25 protein-coding genes are annotated in these 22,935 nt (G+C 45.3%); 7 read left to right on the top strand and 18 right to left on the bottom strand.

All coding sequences use genetic code 11. From position 1 onward, the window contains the following. Positions 1-35 precede the first annotated feature (35 nt). On the top strand, positions 36-1,235 hold the full coding sequence (locus tag WAK81_RS03400; protein ID WP_422195684.1) for an NAD(P)/FAD-dependent oxidoreductase: 1,200 nt from the start codon (positions 36-38) through the stop codon (positions 1,233-1,235). A 29-nt stretch (positions 1,236-1,264) separates the two neighbouring features. On the opposite strand, the gene WAK81_RS03395 is transcribed toward WAK81_RS03400, so the two are convergent. The 7 genes from WAK81_RS03395 to eat form a co-directional block, all read right to left on the bottom strand. After that, entirely contained in the window at positions 1,265-1,414 is a 150-nt protein-coding gene (locus tag WAK81_RS03395) for a hypothetical protein (RefSeq protein ID WP_422195683.1), read from the bottom strand. A 129-nt stretch (positions 1,415-1,543) separates the two neighbouring features. Further along, positions 1,544-1,711, bottom strand: coding sequence for a hypothetical protein (locus WAK81_RS03390; RefSeq protein ID WP_422195682.1), 168 nt, complete (start codon positions 1,709-1,711; stop codon positions 1,544-1,546). A gap of 68 nt (positions 1,712-1,779) precedes the next feature. Beyond that, positions 1,780-3,726, bottom strand: a complete 1,947-nt coding sequence (locus WAK81_RS03385) for a mechanosensitive ion channel (protein ID WP_422195681.1) — start codon at positions 3,724-3,726, stop codon at positions 1,780-1,782. Between the two features lie 201 nt (positions 3,727-3,927). Further along, on the bottom strand, positions 3,928-4,260 hold the full coding sequence (locus tag WAK81_RS03380) for a hypothetical protein (RefSeq protein ID WP_422195680.1): 333 nt from the start codon (positions 4,258-4,260) through the stop codon (positions 3,928-3,930). Positions 4,261-4,398: 138 nt separating this feature from the next. Beyond that, on the bottom strand, positions 4,399-5,214 hold the full coding sequence (eutC, locus tag WAK81_RS03375; RefSeq protein ID WP_422195679.1) for an ethanolamine ammonia-lyase subunit EutC: 816 nt from the start codon (positions 5,212-5,214) through the stop codon (positions 4,399-4,401). A 9-nt stretch (positions 5,215-5,223) separates the two neighbouring features. Next, positions 5,224-6,609, bottom strand: a complete 1,386-nt coding sequence (locus tag WAK81_RS03370; protein WP_422195678.1) for an ethanolamine ammonia-lyase subunit EutB — start codon at positions 6,607-6,609, stop codon at positions 5,224-5,226. Positions 6,610-6,634: 25 nt separating this feature from the next. Continuing rightward, the gene (gene eat, locus WAK81_RS03365) at positions 6,635-8,077 is read right to left on the bottom strand and encodes an ethanolamine permease (protein ID WP_422195677.1); all 1,443 of its coding nucleotides are present in this window, start codon (positions 8,075-8,077) and stop codon (positions 6,635-6,637) included. A 149-nt stretch (positions 8,078-8,226) separates the two neighbouring features. Here eat and WAK81_RS03360 point away from each other — a divergent pair, with 149 nt between their 5' ends. From WAK81_RS03360 to WAK81_RS03340, 5 genes are all read left to right on the top strand, one after another. Further along, on the top strand, positions 8,227-8,649 hold the full coding sequence (locus WAK81_RS03360; protein ID WP_004280758.1) for a hypothetical protein: 423 nt from the start codon (positions 8,227-8,229) through the stop codon (positions 8,647-8,649). A gap of 280 nt (positions 8,650-8,929) precedes the next feature. Further along, entirely contained in the window at positions 8,930-9,862 is a 933-nt protein-coding gene (locus WAK81_RS03355; RefSeq protein WP_422195676.1) for a transporter substrate-binding domain-containing protein, read from the top strand. A 62-nt stretch (positions 9,863-9,924) separates the two neighbouring features. Beyond that, positions 9,925-10,668: an amino acid ABC transporter permease gene (locus WAK81_RS03350; protein WP_422195675.1), complete on the top strand. Its 744-nt coding sequence runs from the start codon at positions 9,925-9,927 to the stop codon at positions 10,666-10,668. Further along, positions 10,668-11,351: an ABC transporter permease subunit gene (locus WAK81_RS03345; protein ID WP_422195674.1), complete on the top strand. Its 684-nt coding sequence runs from the start codon at positions 10,668-10,670 to the stop codon at positions 11,349-11,351. The genes WAK81_RS03350 and WAK81_RS03345 overlap by 1 nt, the downstream gene beginning before the upstream one ends. Before the next feature lie 14 nt (positions 11,352-11,365). Continuing rightward, positions 11,366-12,091 (top strand): amino acid ABC transporter ATP-binding protein, encoded by a 726-nt coding sequence (locus WAK81_RS03340; protein WP_422195711.1) that lies wholly within the window; start codon positions 11,366-11,368, stop codon positions 12,089-12,091. Positions 12,092-12,166: 75 nt separating this feature from the next. Here WAK81_RS03340 and WAK81_RS03335 read toward each other — a convergent pair whose 3' ends face one another. Beyond that, positions 12,167-12,928: a ferredoxin--NADP reductase gene (locus WAK81_RS03335; protein WP_422195673.1), complete on the bottom strand. Its 762-nt coding sequence runs from the start codon at positions 12,926-12,928 to the stop codon at positions 12,167-12,169. Positions 12,929-13,013: 85 nt separating this feature from the next. Between WAK81_RS03335 and gigC the strand changes: the two genes are divergently transcribed. Beyond that, on the top strand, positions 13,014-13,892 hold the full coding sequence (gene gigC, locus WAK81_RS03330; protein WP_422195672.1) for a LysR family transcriptional regulator GigC: 879 nt from the start codon (positions 13,014-13,016) through the stop codon (positions 13,890-13,892). Positions 13,893-13,931: 39 nt separating this feature from the next. Here gigC and WAK81_RS03325 read toward each other — a convergent pair whose 3' ends face one another. From WAK81_RS03325 to nuoI, 10 genes are all read right to left on the bottom strand, one after another. Then, a complete protein-coding gene (locus WAK81_RS03325) occupies positions 13,932-14,648 on the bottom strand; it encodes a cold shock domain-containing protein (RefSeq protein WP_422195671.1) in 717 nt (238 codons plus the stop codon). Positions 14,649-14,809: 161 nt separating this feature from the next. Beyond that, positions 14,810-15,169, bottom strand: coding sequence for a hypothetical protein (locus WAK81_RS03320; protein ID WP_422195670.1), 360 nt, complete (start codon positions 15,167-15,169; stop codon positions 14,810-14,812). Between the two features lie 190 nt (positions 15,170-15,359). Beyond that, positions 15,360-15,653 carry a cold shock domain-containing protein gene (locus WAK81_RS03315; RefSeq protein WP_004732065.1) on the bottom strand — a complete coding sequence of 98 codons (294 nt, stop codon included), beginning with the start codon at positions 15,651-15,653 and terminating at the stop codon, positions 15,360-15,362. 84 nt (positions 15,654-15,737) lie between these two features. Then, entirely contained in the window at positions 15,738-16,373 is a 636-nt protein-coding gene (gene upp, locus WAK81_RS03310; RefSeq protein WP_422195669.1) for a uracil phosphoribosyltransferase, read from the bottom strand. Positions 16,374-16,496: 123 nt separating this feature from the next. Further along, entirely contained in the window at positions 16,497-18,041 is a 1,545-nt protein-coding gene (gene nuoN / locus WAK81_RS03305; RefSeq protein WP_004645875.1) for an NADH-quinone oxidoreductase subunit NuoN, read from the bottom strand. 3 nt (positions 18,042-18,044) lie between these two features. Beyond that, positions 18,045-19,658 (bottom strand): NADH-quinone oxidoreductase subunit M, encoded by a 1,614-nt coding sequence (nuoM, locus tag WAK81_RS03300; RefSeq protein WP_004280767.1) that lies wholly within the window; start codon positions 19,656-19,658, stop codon positions 18,045-18,047. Position 19,659: 1 nt separating this feature from the next. After that, positions 19,660-21,555, bottom strand: a complete 1,896-nt coding sequence (gene nuoL / locus WAK81_RS03295; protein ID WP_422195668.1) for an NADH-quinone oxidoreductase subunit L — start codon at positions 21,553-21,555, stop codon at positions 19,660-19,662. Next, on the bottom strand, positions 21,552-21,860 hold the full coding sequence (gene nuoK, locus WAK81_RS03290; protein WP_004280769.1) for an NADH-quinone oxidoreductase subunit NuoK: 309 nt from the start codon (positions 21,858-21,860) through the stop codon (positions 21,552-21,554). The genes nuoL and nuoK overlap by 4 nt, the downstream gene beginning before the upstream one ends. After that, a complete protein-coding gene (gene nuoJ / locus WAK81_RS03285; protein ID WP_171054322.1) occupies positions 21,860-22,378 on the bottom strand; it encodes an NADH-quinone oxidoreductase subunit J in 519 nt (172 codons plus the stop codon). Before nuoJ ends, nuoK begins: the two co-directional genes overlap by 1 nt. Next, positions 22,378-22,920, bottom strand: a complete 543-nt coding sequence (nuoI, locus tag WAK81_RS03280; RefSeq protein ID WP_004280771.1) for an NADH-quinone oxidoreductase subunit NuoI — start codon at positions 22,918-22,920, stop codon at positions 22,378-22,380. The genes nuoJ and nuoI overlap by 1 nt, the downstream gene beginning before the upstream one ends. Positions 22,921-22,935 lie beyond the last annotated feature (15 nt).

Raw genomic sequence — 22,935 nt, 5'->3', positions numbered from 1 at the left:
ATAATGCTTCCCTTTTCTTCTCCCTTGAGTGTGTGATGTCTTCCAAGCAATACGATGTTCTAGTCATAGGCGCCGGCGCCTCAGGTTTAATGACGGCGTATATGGCTGCGCAACGTGGGCGCAAAGTCGTGGTGGTGGAAAAAGCCAATAAGATTGGCAAAAAAATCCTGATGTCTGGCGGTGGTAAATGTAATTTCACCAATCTGGAAGTCGAACCGAGCAATTATATTTCACACAATCCACATTTTGTGATTTCAGCTTTAACGCGTTATACCAACTGGGACTTTATCGGCTTGGTTTGTGAATATGGTATTGATTATGAAGAGCGCAAACATGGACAGCTGTTTACCTTAAATGGTGCAAAAGATATCTTGTCTATGCTACTGGCGGAATGTGACAAAACTGGTCTGGTTGATATTAAAACCAGCTGCGAAGTGAAAGCAGTCAATCCAGTCGATGATCAAGGCTTTCAGGTGGCGACCTCACTGGGATATTTTGAAGTTGAATCTGTAGTCGTGGCATCCGGTGGTTTATCGATTCCTACGCTTGGCGGTTCAGGCATTGGCTATGAGATTGCAAAACAGTTTGGACATCACGTCTATCCAACCCGTGCCGGACTGGTTCCATTTACCTTCTCTGACGGATTTAAAGAAGTCACCACGCGCTTAAGCGGAAATGCCGTAGAAGCAACACTCTCCAATGAGCTTAATAGTTTTACCGAAGCACTACTGTTTACCCATCGCGGTTTGAGTGGGCCAAGTTCCCTGCAACTTTCCAATTACTGGAATGTCGGTCAGAGCTTTAAGGTCGATTTCTTACCGAGCGTAGATTTACTGGATTTCTTTAAAACGAAAAAACAAAGTCAGCCCAAAGTCTTGTTACGCACACTACTGAATGAATATTTACCGAAAAGTGTGGTGGCTGAATTACAAAGTCTGATCTGGACTGAAAGCGCTGAAACTGCCATTGGTAATATCAGTGATGACAAGCTGGAACAGATTGCGGCACGTCTGCATGGCTTTGAAGTGAAACCTTCAGGAACTGAGGGCTACCGTACAGCGGAGGTGACTTTGGGTGGTGTAGACACCACGGAAATATCCTCAAAAACCATGGAAAGTAAAAAGCAGAAAGGCTTGTATTTTATTGGTGAAGTACTGGATGTCACCGGACATTTAGGCGGCTATAACTTCCAATGGGCATGGTCATCGGCACATGCCGCATCGGAATATATTTAATCAATAGATAATCTGGATTGCTACTTAACTCATTCCAGATAGTCTGTTTTAAACAGGTTGAGATTGGCCGTATTTGTTAAACGGTCAATCGTCAGCTGCATTTTTTGCGCTTCTCGCAGACATAGCGGCAAGTTATCTGCTGAAGATGCCATGAATTTATGTTGCAGTGCTTTCCACATATTGTTGATCTCCTTTTCTTTATATTTTTAATGCAAGAAAAATACCAAAATTATTTTAGTATTCATTTGAATATTCTATATTTTTTAAAAAATAAATTCTATTACTAGTGACTGAGCAGGATTGTCTTCTCAGTTAAATTCGTCTGTCTCTGGTATTTTCTTATCCAGCCCTCGCTCAGACTGCTCGTCCTGTTTGCTCTTCACAAAAATAAATCGATAGGCAGCGGTAAAAAAGCCAATCGTAATTCCTGCAATAACTAAAGGAGCCAGAACTTTGTTAGGTTTTTTGGTATTCATTCATTTTTCCTTATGACTAAACAAAATCGACCACATGAGCGTGGTCGATTTTGCTTAAAGATAACAGGTTATTTCAGGTCATCTTTTTTCTGAGTAGAACGATCAATATCGACATTCGGCTCTTTTTCTCCAGTTGAACCAAATGGATTATTGACTGGCGGATGAGTCGGATCGACTTTTAGTGAATCCGGTACGGCTTGATCTGCATCCGGATTGACCGGATCAATACCCAATGATTCGTCATCCTGCGGTGCAGTTGTAAGGATTGCCGGGGTAGTATGGGATAAATCCGTACTCATAAGCGTACTCTTGTCTGAATCCTGATTTGGCACGATGCCTGCTCCTGGAGTTGTGATCGAAGAATCGCTAGTACCCGTAACAGTTTGCGATCCACCAGAGGACTGGCTCATTGAGCTATCTGTAGAAGTCACGCCCATCGCCGCACCTGTAGTCCCTGACATGTCGGTTGCACTTGTACCTGTGGTCTTGCCACCTAATCCAGAAAATATGCTGTTCTCAGCTTTTTCTTTGACTGGATTGGGTTCTTTGGCCTCTCGTTTGGCTTTATCAATCAAATCTGTGAGTACACGCTCCGCAGGTTGACGACCACCCAGACCAAATGCCAAGGCAAATGCCACTGCTACAGCACCCAAGGTTAAACCAAATGCCAGGTTAACAATTGAATCGGCAATACCCATGGCACGCAGACCCATTGCCACAACCAGTCCCATGATCAGGACACGAACCAGATTCGCTAACCAGCGTGAGCTATTATATTCACCACGTTGTACGATATTCGCAACGATATTTGCCAGCCAGAAACCGATCACCAGAATTACCGCACCAAGCAGGATGTTGGCACCGAAGTAGATGAACATTGCAATCAGACCACTGATCTGTTCAAAGCCAAGACGATTCGCTGCTTCAGATACCGCAAATAGCATGGTGAATAAAACGATCAGGAAACCGACTACACTGGAAAGTTTAGTCGTGCCTAAAAAACGCTGGATATCCAGTTTGGCAGGAATTTCATCAACACCTGTACCGGCGACCACTTCAACCACCAGACGTGCTACCAGTTTAGAAACCACATACGCCAGAATCAGAATCAACGCAGCAGCGATGATATTCGGAATGGCATTCATGATTTCATACAGCATGGCTGTAGCAGGCTGAGAAATGGCCTCAATACCCAATGCTTCAAATGCAATGATCAGTGCAGTAATGATCACGACGGCAAAGATAAATGAACCAATCACCTGAGAAACATTCGAGTTTTTGAAGATGCCTACTTTTTCAGCATGTTGCTGTACATTCAGACTGTTTAATAGTCCTTCAACAATACCGCGCACAATTTTCGCTAGGATATAACCGACAAAAATGATGACTGCAGCAATGAAGATATTTGGTAAGTAACTCACCACATCGGTCAACATATTCTGAACTGGTAACAACAGACCGTTTAGACCCAGAATAGACAGCACGATTGGCAAGAACAGTAATAAAATTAACCAGTAAGCAATTTCACTGATGTTTTGGCTAATCGGGCTGACACCAACTTCCGCACTGAGTTTTTCATCGAGTTGCGTTCGGTCCAGCAGCTTTTGTAGCCCTATCTTGACCAGATTGGCCACAATCCAACCTATGAATCCGACTGCAATTGCACCTAGTAACTGCGGGATAAATAACAGGAACTGCTGGATCATATTACTGAACGGACCGCTGACACTGGTAAGATTAAGTACGTTCAGCGCACCAATCACGGCAATAATCAGAATAATCCAGAACACGACGCGGGCGATAATGCTCTCCACATTGGAGTGATGACCTGTCGCCGTATTTAAATGTGTGTTGGTATCCAGTTTCTGCAAGAGCTTTTTAACGCCTGCCGAGACCAGTAACGCAATGATCCAGCCAATTACTAATATGGCAATTGCACTAAGAATGGGATGGAACTGATCCCAGTAGTACATGGCATCGAAGCCTCCTCGCGGGCTTCTCATATAATCATTCATGTTGTTCTACCCTCTTTGTTATTAAGCTATTTATCTGAAATCGGGGGCATCTCCCTGAAACAATCAACCCCTTCTTCTTCCGGATTCATATTAGATTTGATGTTTTCAGACTCAAGCCAGGTAGATGGCACTACCTTAAAACATCACCATCCATTGCAAAAAAGCCCCAGTGGTTCACTAGAGCTTTTCAGGTATTTTCAGTTATTGAGTCGCCTGTCCATCAGTCGCAGTTGCTGTTGCTTCTGTGCCATCACCCACGGTTGCTGTAGCTTCCGTTCCATCATTCATGGTGGCGGTACCTTGTGTAGGCTCACCGACTGGCGTCGAATTATTTGGGGTAGCAGGCTGTACATTTGGATTTGGATGCCCAGCAGGCGCATCATTCGCATCTGGATTGATGTCAGCAAACATATAGAATAGTAGTGCGAGTAAAAAAATACCGACCAAAATCAAGATATAAACAGGAATCCGTTTTTTTTGCGTCACGTCTGCCTGATGATTTAAAGGTGGCTTTTTATTGAAATCATCGACCATAACCATCCTCACTCTTTGTTATTCATAAGTAGATTTTTAGAATAACAAGCTGTGAATAGGGCTTCTGTGACAAAACATGGTGAGATGGTGACGGGATGTAAGTCACTAATCCATCAGAATTCTCTGCTGGATGCTGCTTTAAAATAGCCGTTTGGCCGGGCTATGTTGCATGTCAACTGGGGTTTGGTGTTCATCTTTCAACTGCACCCCTGAAAGCTGTAACTCGCAGGATTTATGCATCAATGCCATCAGTCGCTGGATGGCAATTGGATAGGCCAAGCCCGCAGGACGGACATTGGAAATACAGTTACGCAAGGCATCATGACAGCCTTTAAAAGCATTATAAGTGTAGTAAATTCCCATACTGTCCGGTGAGCTCAAACCCGGCCGCTCGCCAATCAGCATGACCAGCATTTTAGCCTGTAAAATTTCTGCCACTTCATCGCCCAGTGCTACACGACTGCCACGGGCAATCACTAAGGGGGCAATCTGCCAGCCTTCCTCTTTGCAAGCATCTATCAAGGCTGGAACAAAATAAGGTGCATTTTCCTCAATGGCACGTGCCGACAGCCCATCTCCTAAAATAATGACCACATCCAAAGGTTGCTGATGTTCGGTTCGGTATTGCTGCAACACGGTTTTGGACTGCTCTGAAAGAACCCGTCCCAGATCAGGACGCTTCAGATAAAGATCATTTTCCAAAGCTTGGCTGTCAATTTCCAGAACGGGCAGTCCACTTTTAGTTAAGCCAGCTTTTAAGGAGTCAACATCGAGTAGCTTCAGTACCGCATCTTTGGCCTGAGCATGCGCCAGTTGAAATTCCAGACTTGGTCGAGTCGGCAAGCTGCCCCCAGTTCGGCCTAAGGCAATCCGTGCATCAGTAAAAGCTTTCAATTTCTGCCAGGGATTATCCTTTAATTGGGACTCAAATTTCACATTGGCAATCAGTTTCATAGTACTTCCTCAAGACAAGATCAGACGTGAAAATTGCTTTGGTAGCTCGGTCGGCCAGTGCAGCTGATTGGACTGTTGCGCCAAAATTCCCTGCTGCTCCAACCAGTGGTCAAATTCGGGTGCCGGTTTTAATCCCAGTAACTGCCGGATGTAGAGAGCATCATGAAAGGATGTCGTCTGATAATTCAGCATCACATCATCTGAACCGGGAATACCCATGATAAAATTCAGTCCGGCATTGGCAAGCAAGGTCAGTAGTACATCCATATCATCCTGATCGGCATCGGCATGATTGGTGTAGCAAATATCACAGCCCATTGGCACACCGAGCAACTTGCCACAGAAATGATCTTCCAGCCCGGCCCGGATAATCTGCTTGCCGTTATACAGATATTCCGGCCCGATAAAGCCGACTACAGTATTGACCAGCAAGGGATTAAACTTACGCGCCACGGCGTAGGCACGCGCTTCCAGGGTCTGTTGATCCACGCCATGATGGCCATTGCTGGATAAGGCACTGCCCTGTCCGGTTTCAAAATACATCACGTTTTGGCCCACGGTGCCGCGTTGCAGACTTAAGGTCGCCTCATAACCTTCCTGTAACAGCGCCAGATTGATGCCGAAACCAGTATTGGCTTTTTCGGTTCCCGCAATAGACTGAAACATCAGATCAATCGGAACATTTTTATTTGCCAGCTGAATGCCGGAAGTAATATGGGTCAAAACACAAGATTGAGTCGGTATCTCATATTCCTGAATAACGTGATCAAGCAGTTTGAGCAGTTCAGTCAGGTTCTGCAGATTATCTGTGGCCGGATTAATCCCGATGACCGCATCACCATTGCCGTACATCAGTCCATCCAGAATGGATGCAGAAATGCCCATCAGATCATCAGTCGGATGGTTCGGCTGCAAGCGGGTAGAAAGATGTCCTTCCAGCCCAATGGTATTTCTAAACCGCGTCACCACGCGGCATTTTTTCGCCACCAGAATCAGATCCTGATTGCGCATGATTTTGCTGACAGCTGCCACCATTTCCGGAATCAAGCCCATTTTTAAAGCAGCAAGTTTTTCTGTGGTGGCATCTGCACTGAGTAGCCAGTTACGGAAATCTCCGACAGTAAAATGCGAGATCGGATAAAAGGCATCAGCATCATGTTCATCCATGATCAGACGGGTGATTTCATCCACCTCATAGGGAGTTACAGCTTCATGCAAAAATTGTTGTAACGGCACCTCTGCCAGACACATTTGTGCAGCGACCCGCTCGGTTGCATCATGGGCCGCAATCCCTGCCAGCTGATCGCCAGAACGTTCAGGAGTGGCCTTGGCCAGCAGGGTTTTTAAATCCTCAAAGACATAATGCTGACTGGCCACATTGATCTGATACAACATAAGCGTGTTCTCCCTGCAAGATGGTTTATTTCAATTCCTTTTCTGCCGCTTCAATACGGGCAAATTCTTCTTCTGGCGTACCGGCCACCAGATGATGACGGCTATACAGCAGGAAATAGAGAATCAGTGCCACGTAAATGGCAGCTGCCATTAACCAGACTTTTGGATCGACCAAGAAGCCTGCCACCACTGCAATGGCTGCAAGCACTAAAGCAATAGATGCCGTGACAATGCCGCCCGGTGCCTGATAAGGACGTACCAGATTCGGTCGAGACAGTTTCAGTTTGATATAAGACATCATCATCAAAACATAGGAAATAGTGGCACCAAAGACCGCCATCAGAATCAGCAGATCACCTTCACCTGAAAGGGACAGCAGGAAGCCAATAATCCCGGGAATAATGATGGCCAAATAAGGTGCATGATTGCTGTTGGTCAAGGACAGTTTTTTCGGTAAATAGCCGGCACGTGAGAGGGCAAAAATTTGACGGGAATAGGCATAAATAATCGAGAAGAAACTGGCAATCAGACCTGCCAGCCCGACAAAATTCACAAAACTCGCCATCCAGGTATTGGCACCATAGACCGCCACCAAGGCATCCACCAGCGGTGCACCAGAATCTTTAAGTGTATTTGCACCTGCTGCCCCAGGACCGAGCAACAAGATACTCAGGGCAAAAAATGCCAGAATCAGCATGGAACCAATCAGGCCACGTGGCAAGGATTTGGCTGGCTCTTTGGCCTCCTCGGCTGCCAGCGGGACACCTTCAACTGCCAGAAAAAACCAGATCGCATAAGGTACTGCTGCCCAAATTCCCAGATAACCCAATGGCAGGAAACTGCTTGCACCCGCCGCTTCCGTACTGACTGCAATATCAAACAGGTTTGCACTATTAAAATGAGGCAACATGCCAAAGATGAACACCATCAAGGCAACCGCAGCAATTGCGGTAATGACGAACATGATTTTGAGTGCCTCACCGGCACCTTTCAGATGCAAGCCCATAAAGACCAGATAGCTCACCAGATAAATGATCCAGCCACCAATACCAAACAAGGCCTCACAATAGGCCCCAATGAAACAGGCAATCGCCGCTGGTGCGATGGCATACTCAATCAGGATGGCACTCCCGGTCAGATAACCGCCAAAGGGACCAAAAGCAGTCCGGGCAAAACTGTAACCCCCACCCGCAGTCGGCAGCATGGTCGACATTTCGGACATGGCCAAGCACATACACAGATACATAAATGCCACTACAATGGTCGCAATAAACATGCCTCCCCAACCCGCCTGTGCCAGACCGAAATTCCAACCGGCGAAGTCACCGGAAATCACATAAGCCACCCCCAGACCGACGAGAAGCAGCCAACCTAAGGCGCCTTTCTTGAGCTGGCGCAAGGCAAAATAATCTTCTTGTACTGCTGTTTCAGTCACACTGGTATCAATCACACTTTTTGACTCTGACATAGCAACCTCGTTGTTTTTATCGTTGTTTCCTGAAGATATGCATAAGCCATACCAGTTCCGCAGGCTTTAGTGAAGACGGTTGAGACGCTGCCTTTCAGCGATGAAATGCGTTATAATTATCCACCTTCTCATTTATACACCCGAGTTATATGGCGTATCGTCAACAAAGTGTATCGCTTGATCTTGATACTGACGTCACACATCAATGTACGCTGCACTACAGCCGTGATCAGCATCTGATTGGAATTATTGAATTTAGCAAGCCAAGCTTCCTGCTTCGCTGGCAAGATCTGGAATATTTCCGTCGTCGTACCGAAGAATTTTCCGTGATGCCTTTTCCGGACTGTGTCAATGCGATGATTATCGATATTCGAGATGTAACGGCATGGCTGGATAATGAAGTGCCGATTATTCCATGGCGCTTATTGGAAGAAGACTGTCCGGTTCGCCTGGTGGTGCCTGCAGACCGTATTGAGCACTATGCCGGATTCTTTGAACCGACCTGGCTCAGCCCCGACGTCGAAACAGCCATTCAGGAAATCCGTGAATCCATGGATATGTTTGTGCATTAAGCTTGAATCGAAAAAACCTCCGCAATGGAGGTTTTTTTATAGCTTATTCTTTTTTCATCTTTTTAGCTTAATCCCTTTATCTATTTGTATGAAGCCATTTATCAGCAGATTTTCTTTGCTGATTCAGTAACATTTCAGCAATAAATTCAGCTTGAGTCATGCTGGATTTATCACCTAAGATGAATATAAACGAGCACTTAGACTTTATAGCAATAATCCCAATACCGTCTCAGCACTAGAAACCGGCTCAAGCATAATAATTGAAAAATGGAGTTTTACGATGAAATCAAAATATCAGTTCGCCACGCTGCTGTGTGCCAGCGCCCTGACCTTGGGACTGAGTGCCTGTAGTGATAATCAGGCGCCAAATAATCAGCAAAGTGGCGAGAATGCTTCCGGCACACTGAATAAAATCAAACAGTCCGGCACCATTGTTCTAGGTTATCGCGACTCCTCGATTCCATTTTCCTATATTGCCGACAACCCGAATCAGCCGGTTGGCTATGCGCATGACCTGCAACTGAAAGTGGTCGAGGCCGTCAAACAGAAGCTGAATCTTCCTGACTTGAAAATCCGTTATAACCTGGTGACCAGCCAGAACCGGATTCCTTTAGTCTCCAACGGCACAGTCGATCTGGAATGTGGCTCGACGACTAACAATAAGGAACGTCAGCAACAGGTCGCTTTTTCAGTCGGCTTCTTTGAAGTCGGTTCCCGCCTGTTAACCGCGACCAATTCTGGGATTAAGGACTTTAGCGACCTAAAAGGCAAAAAGCTGGTGACCACGGCCGGCACCACATCGGAACGTTACATCCGTCAGCATGAAAAAGAATTGGGCATTGGTGAAATCATTTCCGCCAAAGATCATGCAGAATCTTTTTTAATGCTACAAAGTGGCCGTGCCGCCGCCTTTATGATGGATGATATTCTGCTGGCCGGAGAAAAATCCAAAGCTAAAAATCCGGAGCAATGGCAGATTGTCGGGACCGCGCCAATCAATGAAATTTACGGCTGTATGCTGCGTAAAGGCGACACCGAATTTAAGCAGGTGGTCGATGATGCGATTAAAGCCACGTATAGCTCTGGTGAAATCAACAATATGTATAAAAAATGGTTCCAGTCGCCCATTCCACCGAAAAATATCAACCTGAACTTTGCCATGTCAGATGACTTAAAAGGCTTGATTAGTAACCCGCATGACCGTGATCAATAAGTTCTGAATCTTATCCACCTTGCTTGGACATGATCTGCCTGAGCATATTTGTTGGAGTTGCGATGAATTACAGCTGGAATTGGGGTGTCTTATCACAACCAACCGGGATTGGCGATAGCACCTATCTCAACTGGATCATGACCGGCATCGGCTGGTTGGCCGTGATTGCGATTGTGGCCTGGTCGATTGCCATGCTCCTGGGTAGTCTTCTGGGCATCTTGCGGACTTTACCTAGTCCTACGGCTCGAGCAATTGGGACTACTTACGTCACCATTTTCCGTAATATACCTTTACTCATCCAGTTATTTATCTGGTTTTATGTGGTGCCCGACTTTCTACCGGACAGCATTCACAACTGGTGGATCAATGATTTGGGAGCCAACACTACGGCGCTGATTTCCGCCAGTATCGGCTTGGGACTATTTACTGCAGCGCGGGTCTGTGAACAGGTGCGTACCGGGATTGAAGCCATCCCACCCGGGCAGGTCAATGCGGGCTATGCCATGGGTTTTAGTACCACACAATTATACCGCTATGTGATTTTACCGCAGTCGTTTCGTATGATCTTGCCACCGCTTAGTTCGGAACTGACCAACTGCGTCAAGAATACCTCGGTGGCTTCATTGGTCGGGGTTGCAGAAATCATTTCACAGATGAAAACCATCAGTGAATATACCCAAAATACCATCGAGATTTATACCTACGTCACCCTAATTTTTATCCTGATTAATGTCTGCTTAATAGGCTTAATGAACTTCCTAGAAAAGCGCTTTCAGGTGCCTGGTCTGATTGCAGGAGCGAAATAATGGAATGGCTCACTGCATTTTTTCAGGATTTACAGTTATCGGCACCGGCCCTCTGGCATGGTTTCAGTATCACTTTAAAGGTCCTATGTTTTGCCACCGTTGGCGGAGTTTTGATTGGTACCTTGCTTGCTTTGATGCGGCTGTCTTCAATCCGGGTATTGAACTGGATTGCCAAAGGCTATGTGAATCTGTTTCGTTCCATTCCCCTGTTACTAGTGCTGATGTGGTTCTATTTCGCTGTGCCCTTTATCTATACCGGGGTAACTGGAAACTACCTGACCATGGATACGGCACTGGTCTCCAGTATTGTGGCCTTTATGCTGTTTGAAGCGGCCTATTTTTCCGAAATTGTCCGTGCCGGGATTCAGTCCATTCCCAAGGGACAAACCGATGCCGCCTCTGCACTGGGCATGAGTTATGGTCAGTCCATGCGGCTGATTGTGCTGCCTCAGGCTTTTCGTAAGATGACACCGCTGTTATTACAACAGACCATTATTCTGTTTCAGGACTCGACCATGGTCTATGCCATTGGCCTGCTGGACTTTTTCCGTACCAATTATGTCCGGGGTGACCTGATGTCTTTACTGACTCAATATATTATTTTTGCCGGTTTGGTGTATTTCATCGTCAGCATGATCGCTACCTATATCGTGAAAAAATTACAACAGAGGTTAACTGTATGAGCGAAGCCAAAGTCATGATTGACCTCCAGCATGTCAGCAAATGGTATAAGGATTTTCAGGTACTGACCGACTGCACAACGCAGATTCGGCAAGGTGAAGTGGTCGTGGTATGCGGTCCTTCAGGCTCAGGAAAATCTACCCTGATTAAAACCGTGAATGGACTGGAGCCAGTACAGCAAGGAAATATTCTGGTCGATGGGATTAAAATTAATGATCCGAAAACCAATTTAAATAAACTACGAAGCCGCGTGGGCATGGTCTTTCAGCATTTTGAGCTATTTCCGCATCTCAGCATTATGGAAAACCTGAGCATTGCACAAATCAAAGTATTAGGTCGTTCTGAAACTGAGGCCAAACAGAAAGGTCTCGCCTATCTGGATCGTGTCGGCTTAAGCGCGCAAGCCAATAAATATCCGGCACAACTCTCGGGTGGTCAACAGCAACGGGTCGCCATTGCCCGTGCATTGAGTATGGATCCGGTTGCCATGTTATTTGATGAACCGACATCTGCTCTGGATCCTGAAATGATCAATGAAGTACTGGATGTCATGGTGGGGCTGGCCAAAGAAGGCATGACCATGATGTGTGTCACCCATGAAATGGGCTTTGCCCGACAGGTAGCAAATCGGGTCATCTTTATGGATCAGGGCAAAATTGTGGAAGATTGTACTAAAGATGACTTCTTCAATACCCCGCGTGGTGAACGTGCCCAGCAATTCCTGAACAAGATTCTGCACTAAGCTATCGTCCTTAAATAGGATCATTCACAAAAAAGCTCATCCCAGGATGAGCTTTTGACGAGGAGCGATTCAGCCTTACCAGTAATTCTCGACCGCGATATTGCCTTCACCACGACGGTTCATGGTCAGGCCACGGGCTTTTAAAGCTTCTTTGGTATCATCGACCATATCCGGGTTACCACAAAGCATGACATGCGTTGTTTCAGGATTAAGCGTTAGACCCGCTGCCTTTTCCAGTTCACCATTGGCAATCAAAATCGGTAAACGGTCGTGCAAAGGTGCATCAGGCTCACGGGTAATAATCGGGATAAATTTAAAACCGGTATGCCCTTCGCCAAAGGTCTCGGCGATTTCCTGAATCCGGTCCACATAAGCGAGTTCTGCCCGGGTGTGCACACTATAAACCAGATTGATTTTTTCGTATTTGCTCCAGGTTTCAAAGTCTTGCAACATGCAGATAAACGGTGCCAGACCCGTGCCGGTACCCAGTAACCATAGGTCTTTAGGCAAAGGCAATTGATAACGTGCCAGAGTCAGATAACCATAAGGAATTTTTTCCAGATGCAGCTCATCCCCTACTTTGAGGTGCTGTAAATTGGAGGTAAATTTACCTTCTGGAACGACAATCGAGAAAAACTCCAGAGTTTCATCAAAAGGAGATGACACCACCGAATAGGCACGAACCACCAGTTCATCCCCCACTTGTAAACCAATACGCGCAAACTGCCCTGCAGTGAATTTGAAATGTGCCGGGCGTGTCATCGTAAAACTAAATAATGTATTGGTCCAACGGTGTACAGATAAAACTTTTTCTCGGGTAAATTTTTCAATTGACATGATTTCAACGTGGCATGAAAGACTGTGCTCATGGTAGCATGGCAACATAATTTATTAATATTTTTTAAATGTTAAGGCTCTACTCATGCGCATGACTTTACGCCAATTGGCTGTTTTTGTAGCAGTGGCACAAGAGGGTACCGTAACGAAGGCTAGCGATGCCGTCAAGCTTACACAAAGTGCGGCTAGTATGGCTTTAGCAGATCTGGAAGATGGTCTGGGTGCTCCACTATTTGACCGTCTAGGCAAACGTTTACAGCTGAATGACCTGGGGCGCTTTCTTCTCCCTCAAGCCCTGGAAATCTTAGGTCGTTGTGAATCTTTTGAACAAGTCGCTAAAGGTGAGCTTCAAAGTATCGATTTACGTTTAGGCGCAACCCTGACGATCTCAGATTACCTGATTCCTGACCTGATGGCCGATTTCTTGAAAATCAAGCCGCAAGCACATTTACAGCTTCAAGTCGGTAATACCCGCCAAATGATTGAAGCGGTGAATCAGTTCCAGCTGGATCTTGCCTTAATTGAAGGTTCCTGTCATCTGCCACAGCTACAATGTATCCATTGGCGTGATGATGAGCTGGCCGTATGCTGTGCACCGGATCATCCTCTTGCGCAATTAAACCGTAAACTAACCGCGGAAGATTTCAAATCTGTAGAATGGATTTTGCGTGAAGAAGGTTCAGGTACCCGTGAAGTGTTTGACAATGCCATTTTAAAAGATGTGCCGGATACCAATATCCGTCTAACACTCGGTCATAATGAAGCGATTTTAAAAATCGTAGCGGGCGGAATCGGTATGTCCTGTATTTCCAAACTTGCGATTGAGCCTTTACGTGAAAAAGGTCAACTGGTGATTTTGGATACACCATTCTGGTCGCTGACTCGTCCTCTGTTCATGCTGGTACATCGCCAGAAATATCAGGGTCCAGGTCTGAGAGCCTTTATGAATTTTTGTGAAAGCTAAAATATTAAAAGCACCTTAAGGTGCTTTTTTTATGATTCATCAAAACTGACTTTCACATGGTATCCCATCACCGTCACCATCCATTTTAGTATTCGGACAGTTACGAATAAAAAATAATGCTTCCTCATAAGAACGCATCTGACCACAGTGCTCTCGACCATCGCATTTAAATTGAGATACAGATGGCGAAGCCGTTTCTGAAGTTTTCGGATTAATGGGTTGGCTTCTTAACTCAGTGCCTTGATTTTCTAGGTTCTTCCTACCCTGCTCCGATAATCCTTGCATAGGTAGATCACCTTGCGCTGCTCGCTGTTCAGCGACAATTCGTTGCTGCTCTACCACCAGTTCTTCCAGCTTTTGCTGTTTTTGAACTTGGTAGCTTTGGTATTTGTTATAAACAAGACCAGCAAGAATCACAATAATCACCAGTCCTGATATTGTGATTATTTTTGATGTAGTTGATGATTTTGTCTTTTCATAACGTGGAGAAGCTTTGGTTTCAATATCTCCATGTAGATCATTATTTTGCACAGCAGAAATTGTTGTTTTAATATCCAATCGAACAATATGGTCTGCCTTAAATTTTCCATTATCTTCCACAATTAAAAACTTTAATTTTTCCCCAATTCTTGGCGGAATATTTTTATTGGGAAAGTCTTTGACGTGAAAAAATAAATCTTTAGATTGCCCTTCGATCTGAATAAAACCAAAACCACGATCTTCGTTATAGGTTTTGATTTTCCCCTCTTGAAACATAATTCGCTCTTATCTTTAATATTTTTTATGATTGTAATCAAAAAGAAACTGAAAATCTTTTGTAAAATTCTCTAAAGCAGAAATACAAAAACTAGAAGTGCATCTTATGACAGAAGAATAGATCCCAAGTTAAAAGTAAAAAATTAAAATTTCTTTTTTATTTATACTTCGCCAAAAACCATAAAGCCAACAGCTGATACCAGAGCCAGCCAAAGGGTCGGACTAAAGAAAAGTGAATTACGTACCGGAACGGGGACTGTGGGTGCCAAGGATTGCAAGGCGACGACTTCTGGCACAGATTCATCCTGCACTTTAATATCCAGACGTACCATGTTGTCTAAGGTCATGCTTTCTTGTTGGGGAATGATTCTAAATTTAAGCCGCTCTCCAATTTGTGGCTCAATTTCAGGCGAAGGTAAATCCTGTAACTTGAAACTTAACTCTTGAGCCTCCCCTATCAACTCCAAAATACCCATACCACGTTCGGAATCGTAAGTTTTAATTTTTCCATCCGTAAACATGACATCTATCTCTATAGAATTCATTTAATTTGTATTCTAAGCCAAAGGAAATGTTCAGCATTGTTGCTGTTTGGTGGATTTTTATATGTTGTCTGTCTCTTTGAATATGTAAGTGGTGGCCCTATAAAAAGAGGCTCGAAAGCCTCTTTTTAAATGTGATCAAAAAAGGATTAAGTATGAGAATAATCCATTAACCACGGAAGTTGTTTAACAGTGCCGATGTAATCGATTTATTGTGTGTCGCCACTTTGGTTTTTTTAGCTTTCTTTGAGTTGTCTTCGACACGTTCAATCTTGATCGCTTTATATTTGTCGCCATTTTCAACAACATTAAATTTCACGCGTTCATTGCGTTTTGGTTCGCCTTCTGCCGCAGGGAAGTCTGAAATATGGAAGAATACATCTCCCTCAGCACAGCCAATAAAACCGAAACCTTTGGCAGGGTCATACTGTTTGATTTTGCCCTGATACAATTCATCTTTCATGCTATTGTCCTATCCTGAAAATGCCCTGTCTACATTATATAAAAAAGAGGCTGTAGTAGCCCCTTTTTTCATCATATTCAAAAATTAGTCTTTTTGAACTGAACCAAAGATTTTATCGCCAGCATCGCCAAGACCTGGAACGATATAACCATTTTCATTTAAGCCATTATCGATAGAGGCAGTAAAAATCACGACATCCGGATGCACAGCTTCTACACGTTTAATACCTTCTGGTGCAGCAACCAGAACCATCACACGAATGTCTTTACAGCCGCTGGCTTTCAGTACATCAATTGCAGCCACTAAAGAAGAACCTGTCGCCAACATTGGATCAATGATCATCGCGATACGGTTTTGTACGTCTGGAACCAGCTTTTTATAATAGGTACGTGCTTCCAGCGTTTCTTCATCACGCTCTAAACCAAGTACCGATACTTTTGCACTTGGAATCAGGTTCAGGAAACCGTCAAGCATGCCAATACCGGCACGTAGAATTGGCACAACCGTGATTTTTTTACCCGCAATACGGTCAACTGTAACAGCACCATTCCAGCCATCAATGTCATGTTCAACCATTGGCAGGTCTTTAGTTGCTTCATAAGTTAGAAGCATGGTCACTTCTTGAGCTAACTCACGGAAATTCTTGGTACTGATATCTGCACGACGGAGTAAACCAAGCTTATGTCGAATGAGTGGATGACGGATTTCATGGATTGCCACGGGAGAACACCTAAAAGGTTAAAGATAAATTTCTGCTATTATAAAGGCTTTTATTGATTTGTATAAATAAAAAAGCCCCCAATCATGGAGGCTTTTTTGTAATAACGTCAATCTTTGCAGATATTAGTTAAAACCACTTTGAACCAAAGTGAAAATGAACTGTTGCAATTCAGGTGACATGGCAAAGAATGCATATTTAGATACTGCAATCACTGGATCTGGGTAGACACCGATCACAAGTACCGCAAGCGCAGCAAGAAGTACCATGATACCACCCACTTTTTGACCCCAATGATTCACCGCATCTAGACGTGGTGTTTCAGGTGGTGTCATGTAAAGCACAACCATCACACGCAGGTAGTAGTACAGACCGATACCAGAACCTAGAATCACCATTGCAGTCAGGAACCAGGCTTCGCCTGCAACTGCAGTTTTAATCACCAGGAACTTACCGATAAAGCCGGCAGTTAAAGGAATACCTGCAAGAGACAGCATCATCACAGTCAATACAGCAGTCAATACTGGACGGCGCCAGAACAAACCACGGTATTCAGCCAGACTACCCGCTTCATCCGTATTGTTATACGGACTAGACATCAGCGTAACGACACCGAACGCACCGATCGTGGTCAATACATAAGTAATCACGTAGACGTTTACACTTTCAAAAGTCGCGAAACCTTGAACTTGTAAGAAATCCGTATTACGTGAACTTACGATGGCAACCAGCAAATAACCAAAGTGTGCAATTGAAGAGTATGCCAGGATACGTTTCAAGTTCACCTGGCGAACTGCCAGCAAGTTACCAGCAAGGATAGACAGAACCGCAATAATCGAAATGATCGTTACAAAGCTGTCTGCCAGGATTAGGCCTGAAGACAATGCATAACGAACAAACAGACCGATCATAGCCACTTTTGCAACAGTCGCAAGGAAAGTCGCGATTGGCGCTGGCGCACCAGCGTAAACGTCTGGTGTCCATTTGTGGAATGGTGCAAGCGATAATTTAAATGCCACAGCAAATACAATTAAAGCCAGACCAATCACGACAGCCGGTTGACTGAATACAGTAAACAGTTTGCCCGGTTCAGCAACGAAACTTAAAGTACCTGTATATGCATAAATATATGCCATACCCATGAGCAGCATTGCAGATGCAGTTGCTGAAAGCACCAGATATTTCACACCCGCTTCAAGCGATTGAGAACGTTGATGTGTATATGCCAACAAGCCATATACAGGAATCGACATCAACTCAAGGCTGATAAAGAATGATGCATAGTGTGAGCTAGCCACCATCAGCATGGCACCCGCAACGGATGTCAGCATCAGGATATACAGCTCTTCACGGTTATCTTTATAGGTTTCGATATACGCGTGAGATAGCGTTGCACATGCAAGTGCAGCAATCAAAATCACAAACTGGTACAGCATCGTAAATGGATCTACGATGAACAGATTCATCACGTTGGCAGGTGCAAATACGCCCGCCAACAAAACGAAAATGATATAGAACGCAGCAAGGTTTAAACCAATCACCGTGGTGGTAGCCACCAGATTATGGTTACGCTTGATTGCGGTCAGCAACATCACGACGATCGCAGTTAACGACACGATCATCACAGGTGCTAGAGGCATAAGCTCAGAAAAAGACATTGTGAAGTTCATGGCTTATTGGATCTCCACATTTTCAAGTTGAGTCGTTACTTGATCAGCAACTTCAACCACTTCTTGAACTGGAATGTAGCTATTCGCTAACCACGCCATACTTGAGTTAGAAACGTCAAGGAAGCTTTGTGGATATAGACCAAGCCAAAGTAGACCAAACGCACAGATCAGCAATAATGCGATTTCACGTGCATTTAGATCTTTTAACGGATTTGTATAGTGCTGCTGTTGCGCTTCATTTGGTACACCAAACAAGGCTTTGTGAATCAGGATCAGACCGTACAGACCCGCAAATACTAAGCTGATTGCCGCAAGAATGGTAAACGCCGGGAATTTCGCATAAGCCCCCATCAGGATCAGGAACTCACCAATGAAGTTACCTAGACCTGGAATACCCACCAACGCCGCAACGAAGAACATCAGGAAGAATGCAAGATACGGGAACTGACCACGCATACCACCCATCAAACGCATATCACGCGTATGCACACGCTCATATACCTGACCACACATAATGAACAGTGCAGCAGATGAAATACCATGTGCCAACATCATGATCATCAGACCTTGGAAGGTCAGGATGTTACCTGCGTAGATCGCAAGTAAAACGAAGCCCATGTGTGAAATAGAGGTATAAGCCAACAGGCGTTTCATGTCGGTTTGCTGGAAAGCACACCAAGCACCGTAGAAGATACCGATTAAACCAAGAATGATTGCGAAATCTGCAAATTGCGCAGACGCTGCCGGGAAGAACGGAATCACGAAACGTAATAAACCGTACGCCGCAGTCTTAATCAAGATACCTGCAAGATCGACAGAACCCGCAGTTGGTGCTTGTGCATGTGCATCTGGTAACCAGCCGTGTAAGGGGAAAACTGGAAGTTTTACCGCAAAACCGATGAATAAACAGATCATGAATGCATAAGCCACCGCTGGAGCCTGAGCGTCAAGCGTATTCGCCACACCTAGTAAATAGTTGTAGTCGAAACGAATTTCGCCAGTCATGGTATAGCCTACAGTCACCAGACCAAGGATACCAATCAGCATCACCAAACCGGCAACCTGCGTGTAAATGAAGAACTTGTTAGCTGCATAAACACGTGACTTGCCTTCTGCTCCTTTATGACCCCAAAGGGCAATCAGGAAGTAGATTGGCACCAGCATCATCTCCCAGAAGAAGAAGAACAGGAACAGGTCAATCGCAAGGAATACACCGATGACACCACCCAACGACCATAAAAGGTTCAAGTGGAAGAAACCAACGTTCTTTTGAATCTCGCCCCATGAACAGCCAACTGCCAGCACACCCAGGAGTGCAGTCAAGCCAACCATAAGAAGTGATAAACCATCCACTGCTAAGTGAATGTTAATGCCCAGGGTTTGAATCCAAGGCAATTTGAATTCGGCAGCCCACGAAGGTGTAGCACCGCCTAATTCATAGTTATAGGTACCAGTCTGCCAAAGGACGATGGTCAAGACCAACGTCACCAGCATACCGATCAGCGCGATATAACGCGGTAAGTGTTGGTCGAGTTTATCGACCAACCAGCATATGAAACCTGCAATGAACGGAATGAGGATCAGAGCCGGCAAAATAATATTGTTTGGAGCTTCCATTTTATTTCCCCACGACCTGAATCACGATCAAGATCATCAGTAGGACAACGACACCGAGCCCCATACTAGATGCATATTCACGCAGTGAACCGGTTTGACGTGAACTTGTAAAGCTGTGACCACCTTTAACAAGTGCAGGAAGTACCAGCCATAGGCCATCAATTGGATCACGACCAAAGATCTTCGCGAACATTAAATATGGCTTCACGAAAATGATGTCATACAGCGTATCGAAACCTAATGCATTACGGCAGATATTGACCAGGCCGGCACCTACAGAAGTGGCTGCAAAACGTTTGACTGCATTGTAAGCAAAAGCGAATAGCACGACACCCACTGCAAGACCTGTTAAAGCAACAGCGATTGCGATGTATTCAGCACCATGTGCACCTGCTTCAAGCGCTTCAGGAATAATGAAGGCTGGAATTTGTGCAGCATCCAGAATGCTCATTACCGGTGCTTTTAGTACGATCGCCAGACCTGTTGAAAGTACAGCAAGAATCGCCAGTGGCGCCCAATAAGTTGCACCTTTGATTTCATGATAAGGCGTGTTTTCTTTGCCGAAGAATACAACCCAGATTAAACGGAATGTATAAATAGACGTTAAGAATGCACCTGCAACACCGACCCAGTACAGCGTGTTATACACTGGTAAACCAGCAATATGACTTTGCGTCCAGACTGCAGCAAGAATCGCATCTTTTGAGAAGAAACCAATCGTCAGGAATGGAATCGCTGCCAATGCACCGCCACCAATCGCGAAACATGCAAACAGGAATTTGTTCTTGTAGAACAGACCGCCCATCTTGAAGATGTTTTGTTCGTGATGGTAAGCCAGAATCACCGCACCAGTCGACAAGAACAATAATGCCTTGAAGAATGCGTGAGTCAGCATATGGAACAGACCCGCTTGGTATGCTTCAGCACCTACCGCCATAAACATATAACCGAGCTGACTCATGGTTGAGTACGCCAGAATACGTTTTATGTCGGTTTGAACCAGTGCAGCAAAACCAGCAACCAGTAAGGTCACCGCACCTGTGATCGAAATAAATACCATCACTTCTGGCGCAAGCTCAAAGACTGCGAACAGACGGCAGCACAGGTAAACACCCGCTGTTACCATGGTTGCCGCATGGATCAATGCAGAAACAGGTGTCGGACCTGCCATCGCATCGGCTAACCATGTTTGTAACGGGATCTGTGCAGATTTACCAGCAGCACCCAGGAACAAGAGCAATGCTGTCCAGATCGTCAGTGAAGAACTTTGAGTCATCACAGTCGCTGCATTTTCAACGATGTACTGAATGTTCAAGGTACCGAATTGCTGGAAGATCAGGAACATGGCAATCAGCAGGAATACGTCACCGATACGGGTCACGGTAAATGCCTTGATTGCCGCCAGACCATTTGCAGGGTTCTGGTAGTAATAACCGATCAACAGGTATGAACACAGACCTACGCCTTCCCAACCTAGGAATAACAACGCCAGGTTGTCACCCAAAACAAGCAATAACATGCTTGCAACGAACAGGTTGAAGTAAGAGAAGAAACGAGCGAAGTCTTCTTCACCACGCATGTACCATGATGCAAAGATGTGAATTAAGAAACCCACACCTGTCACCATGCCCAGCATCAATAAAGACAAGCCATCCAGCTGCAAGCTGATGCCCGGAGCAAAACCGCCAACACTGAACCAGGTCCAAAGATGTTGCACAACTGCAGTTGAACCATTATTAACAAAGTCCATACCTGCAATCAGTGCGAACAGTGCAGATAAACCGACTGCACCCACACCAATAATTGCTGCAACAGATTCCGGAAGCTTGTTGCGCCCCGCCGCTAACAGGACAAAACCAATGAGCGGAAATAAAATTGTTAGATATAAATAACTCATCCGCGCATCTCACTAGCAGCATCCACATCTAGGTGATGGAAGCGATGATAGAACTGAAGGACGATCGCAAGACCAATACAAGCCTCTGCCGCAGCAAGCGTCAGGATCAGGATAAACATGATCTGACCATCTGGCTGTGCCCATGCACTGCCCGCCAGGACGAACGCTAAAGCAGCAGCGTTCATCATGATTTCAAGGCTCATTAAAATAAATAGTAGGTTGCGTCGCACCATCACACCGTAAAAACCCAGTGCAAAGAGAATAGATGCAACGATCAAACCATGCTCTAAAGGGATGTTGCCCATTATTCTTTTTCCTCTTCTGCATCTGGTTCACGTTTACCCAAATGGAATGCAGCTACCAAGGCAGCAAGCAATAACATCGCGGCAACTTCAACCAACAACAAGTATTGCGTAAAGAGTGCTTGACCCACTGCTTTCGGGCCCACCATTTCTGTACCCATTACCAGTGAAGCTTGTGTGTAATCAGAGTTTAATACCCATACCAGCACCAAACCGATCAGGAAGCTCATCAACGCCGGATAAGCCCAAGCCGATGAGGTCAACCATTTGCGTTCTTGTTCAACGGTCTGCTCACCCAGGTTCAGCATCATCACCACGAACACGAACAACACCATGATCGCGCCTGCATAAACAATCACTTCCAGCGCGCCAGCGAATGGCGCACCGACGATCAGGAACATGCCTGCGACTGCAAGCAATGACACGATCAGGCTTAATAAAGCATGTACCGGATTCGCGTTAGTCACCACGCGAACCGTAGAGACAATGGCCACGAGGGCCATTAAATAAAATGGCCACATCATGGTAATAGACTCCGTACATCAACAGGTGCACTTTCACGCTGTGCTTGACCTTTGTCCTTGCCTGCAACTGCCATACCGGTTACACGGTAGAAGTTATAGTCAGGATATTTACCAGGACCAGAAATCAGCAGGTGTTCTTTTTCATAGACCAAGTCCTGACGAACATATTCACCAAGCTCGAAGTCCGGGGTCATTTGAATCGCAGTGGTTGGACACGCTTCTTCACACATACCGCAGAAAATACAACGCGAGAAGTTGATACGGAAAAATTCCGGATACCAGCGACCATCTTCACGTTCTGCTTTTTGTAGTGAAATACAGCCTACCGGACAGGCAACCGCACACAGGTTACATGCCACACAGCGTTCTTCGCCATCAGGGTCGCGCGTCAATACGATACGACCACGGAAGCGTGGTGGCACGATTTCTTCGGCTGGTACTTCTGGGTAAAGAATAGTGTCACGTTTACGCGTTGCGTGGCTGAACACCATCCAAAGCGAACGAACAATCGATCCAAACCCGGCTAGAAATTTAAACATTTTGTTCTCCCTGCC

The sequence above is a fragment of the Acinetobacter sp. genome, from assembly GCF_049284435.1.
Lineage (GTDB): Bacteria > Pseudomonadota > Gammaproteobacteria > Pseudomonadales > Moraxellaceae > Acinetobacter.
The sequence above is the reverse complement of the archived record's forward strand: the minus strand, read 5'-3'. Positions and strand labels throughout refer to the sequence as shown.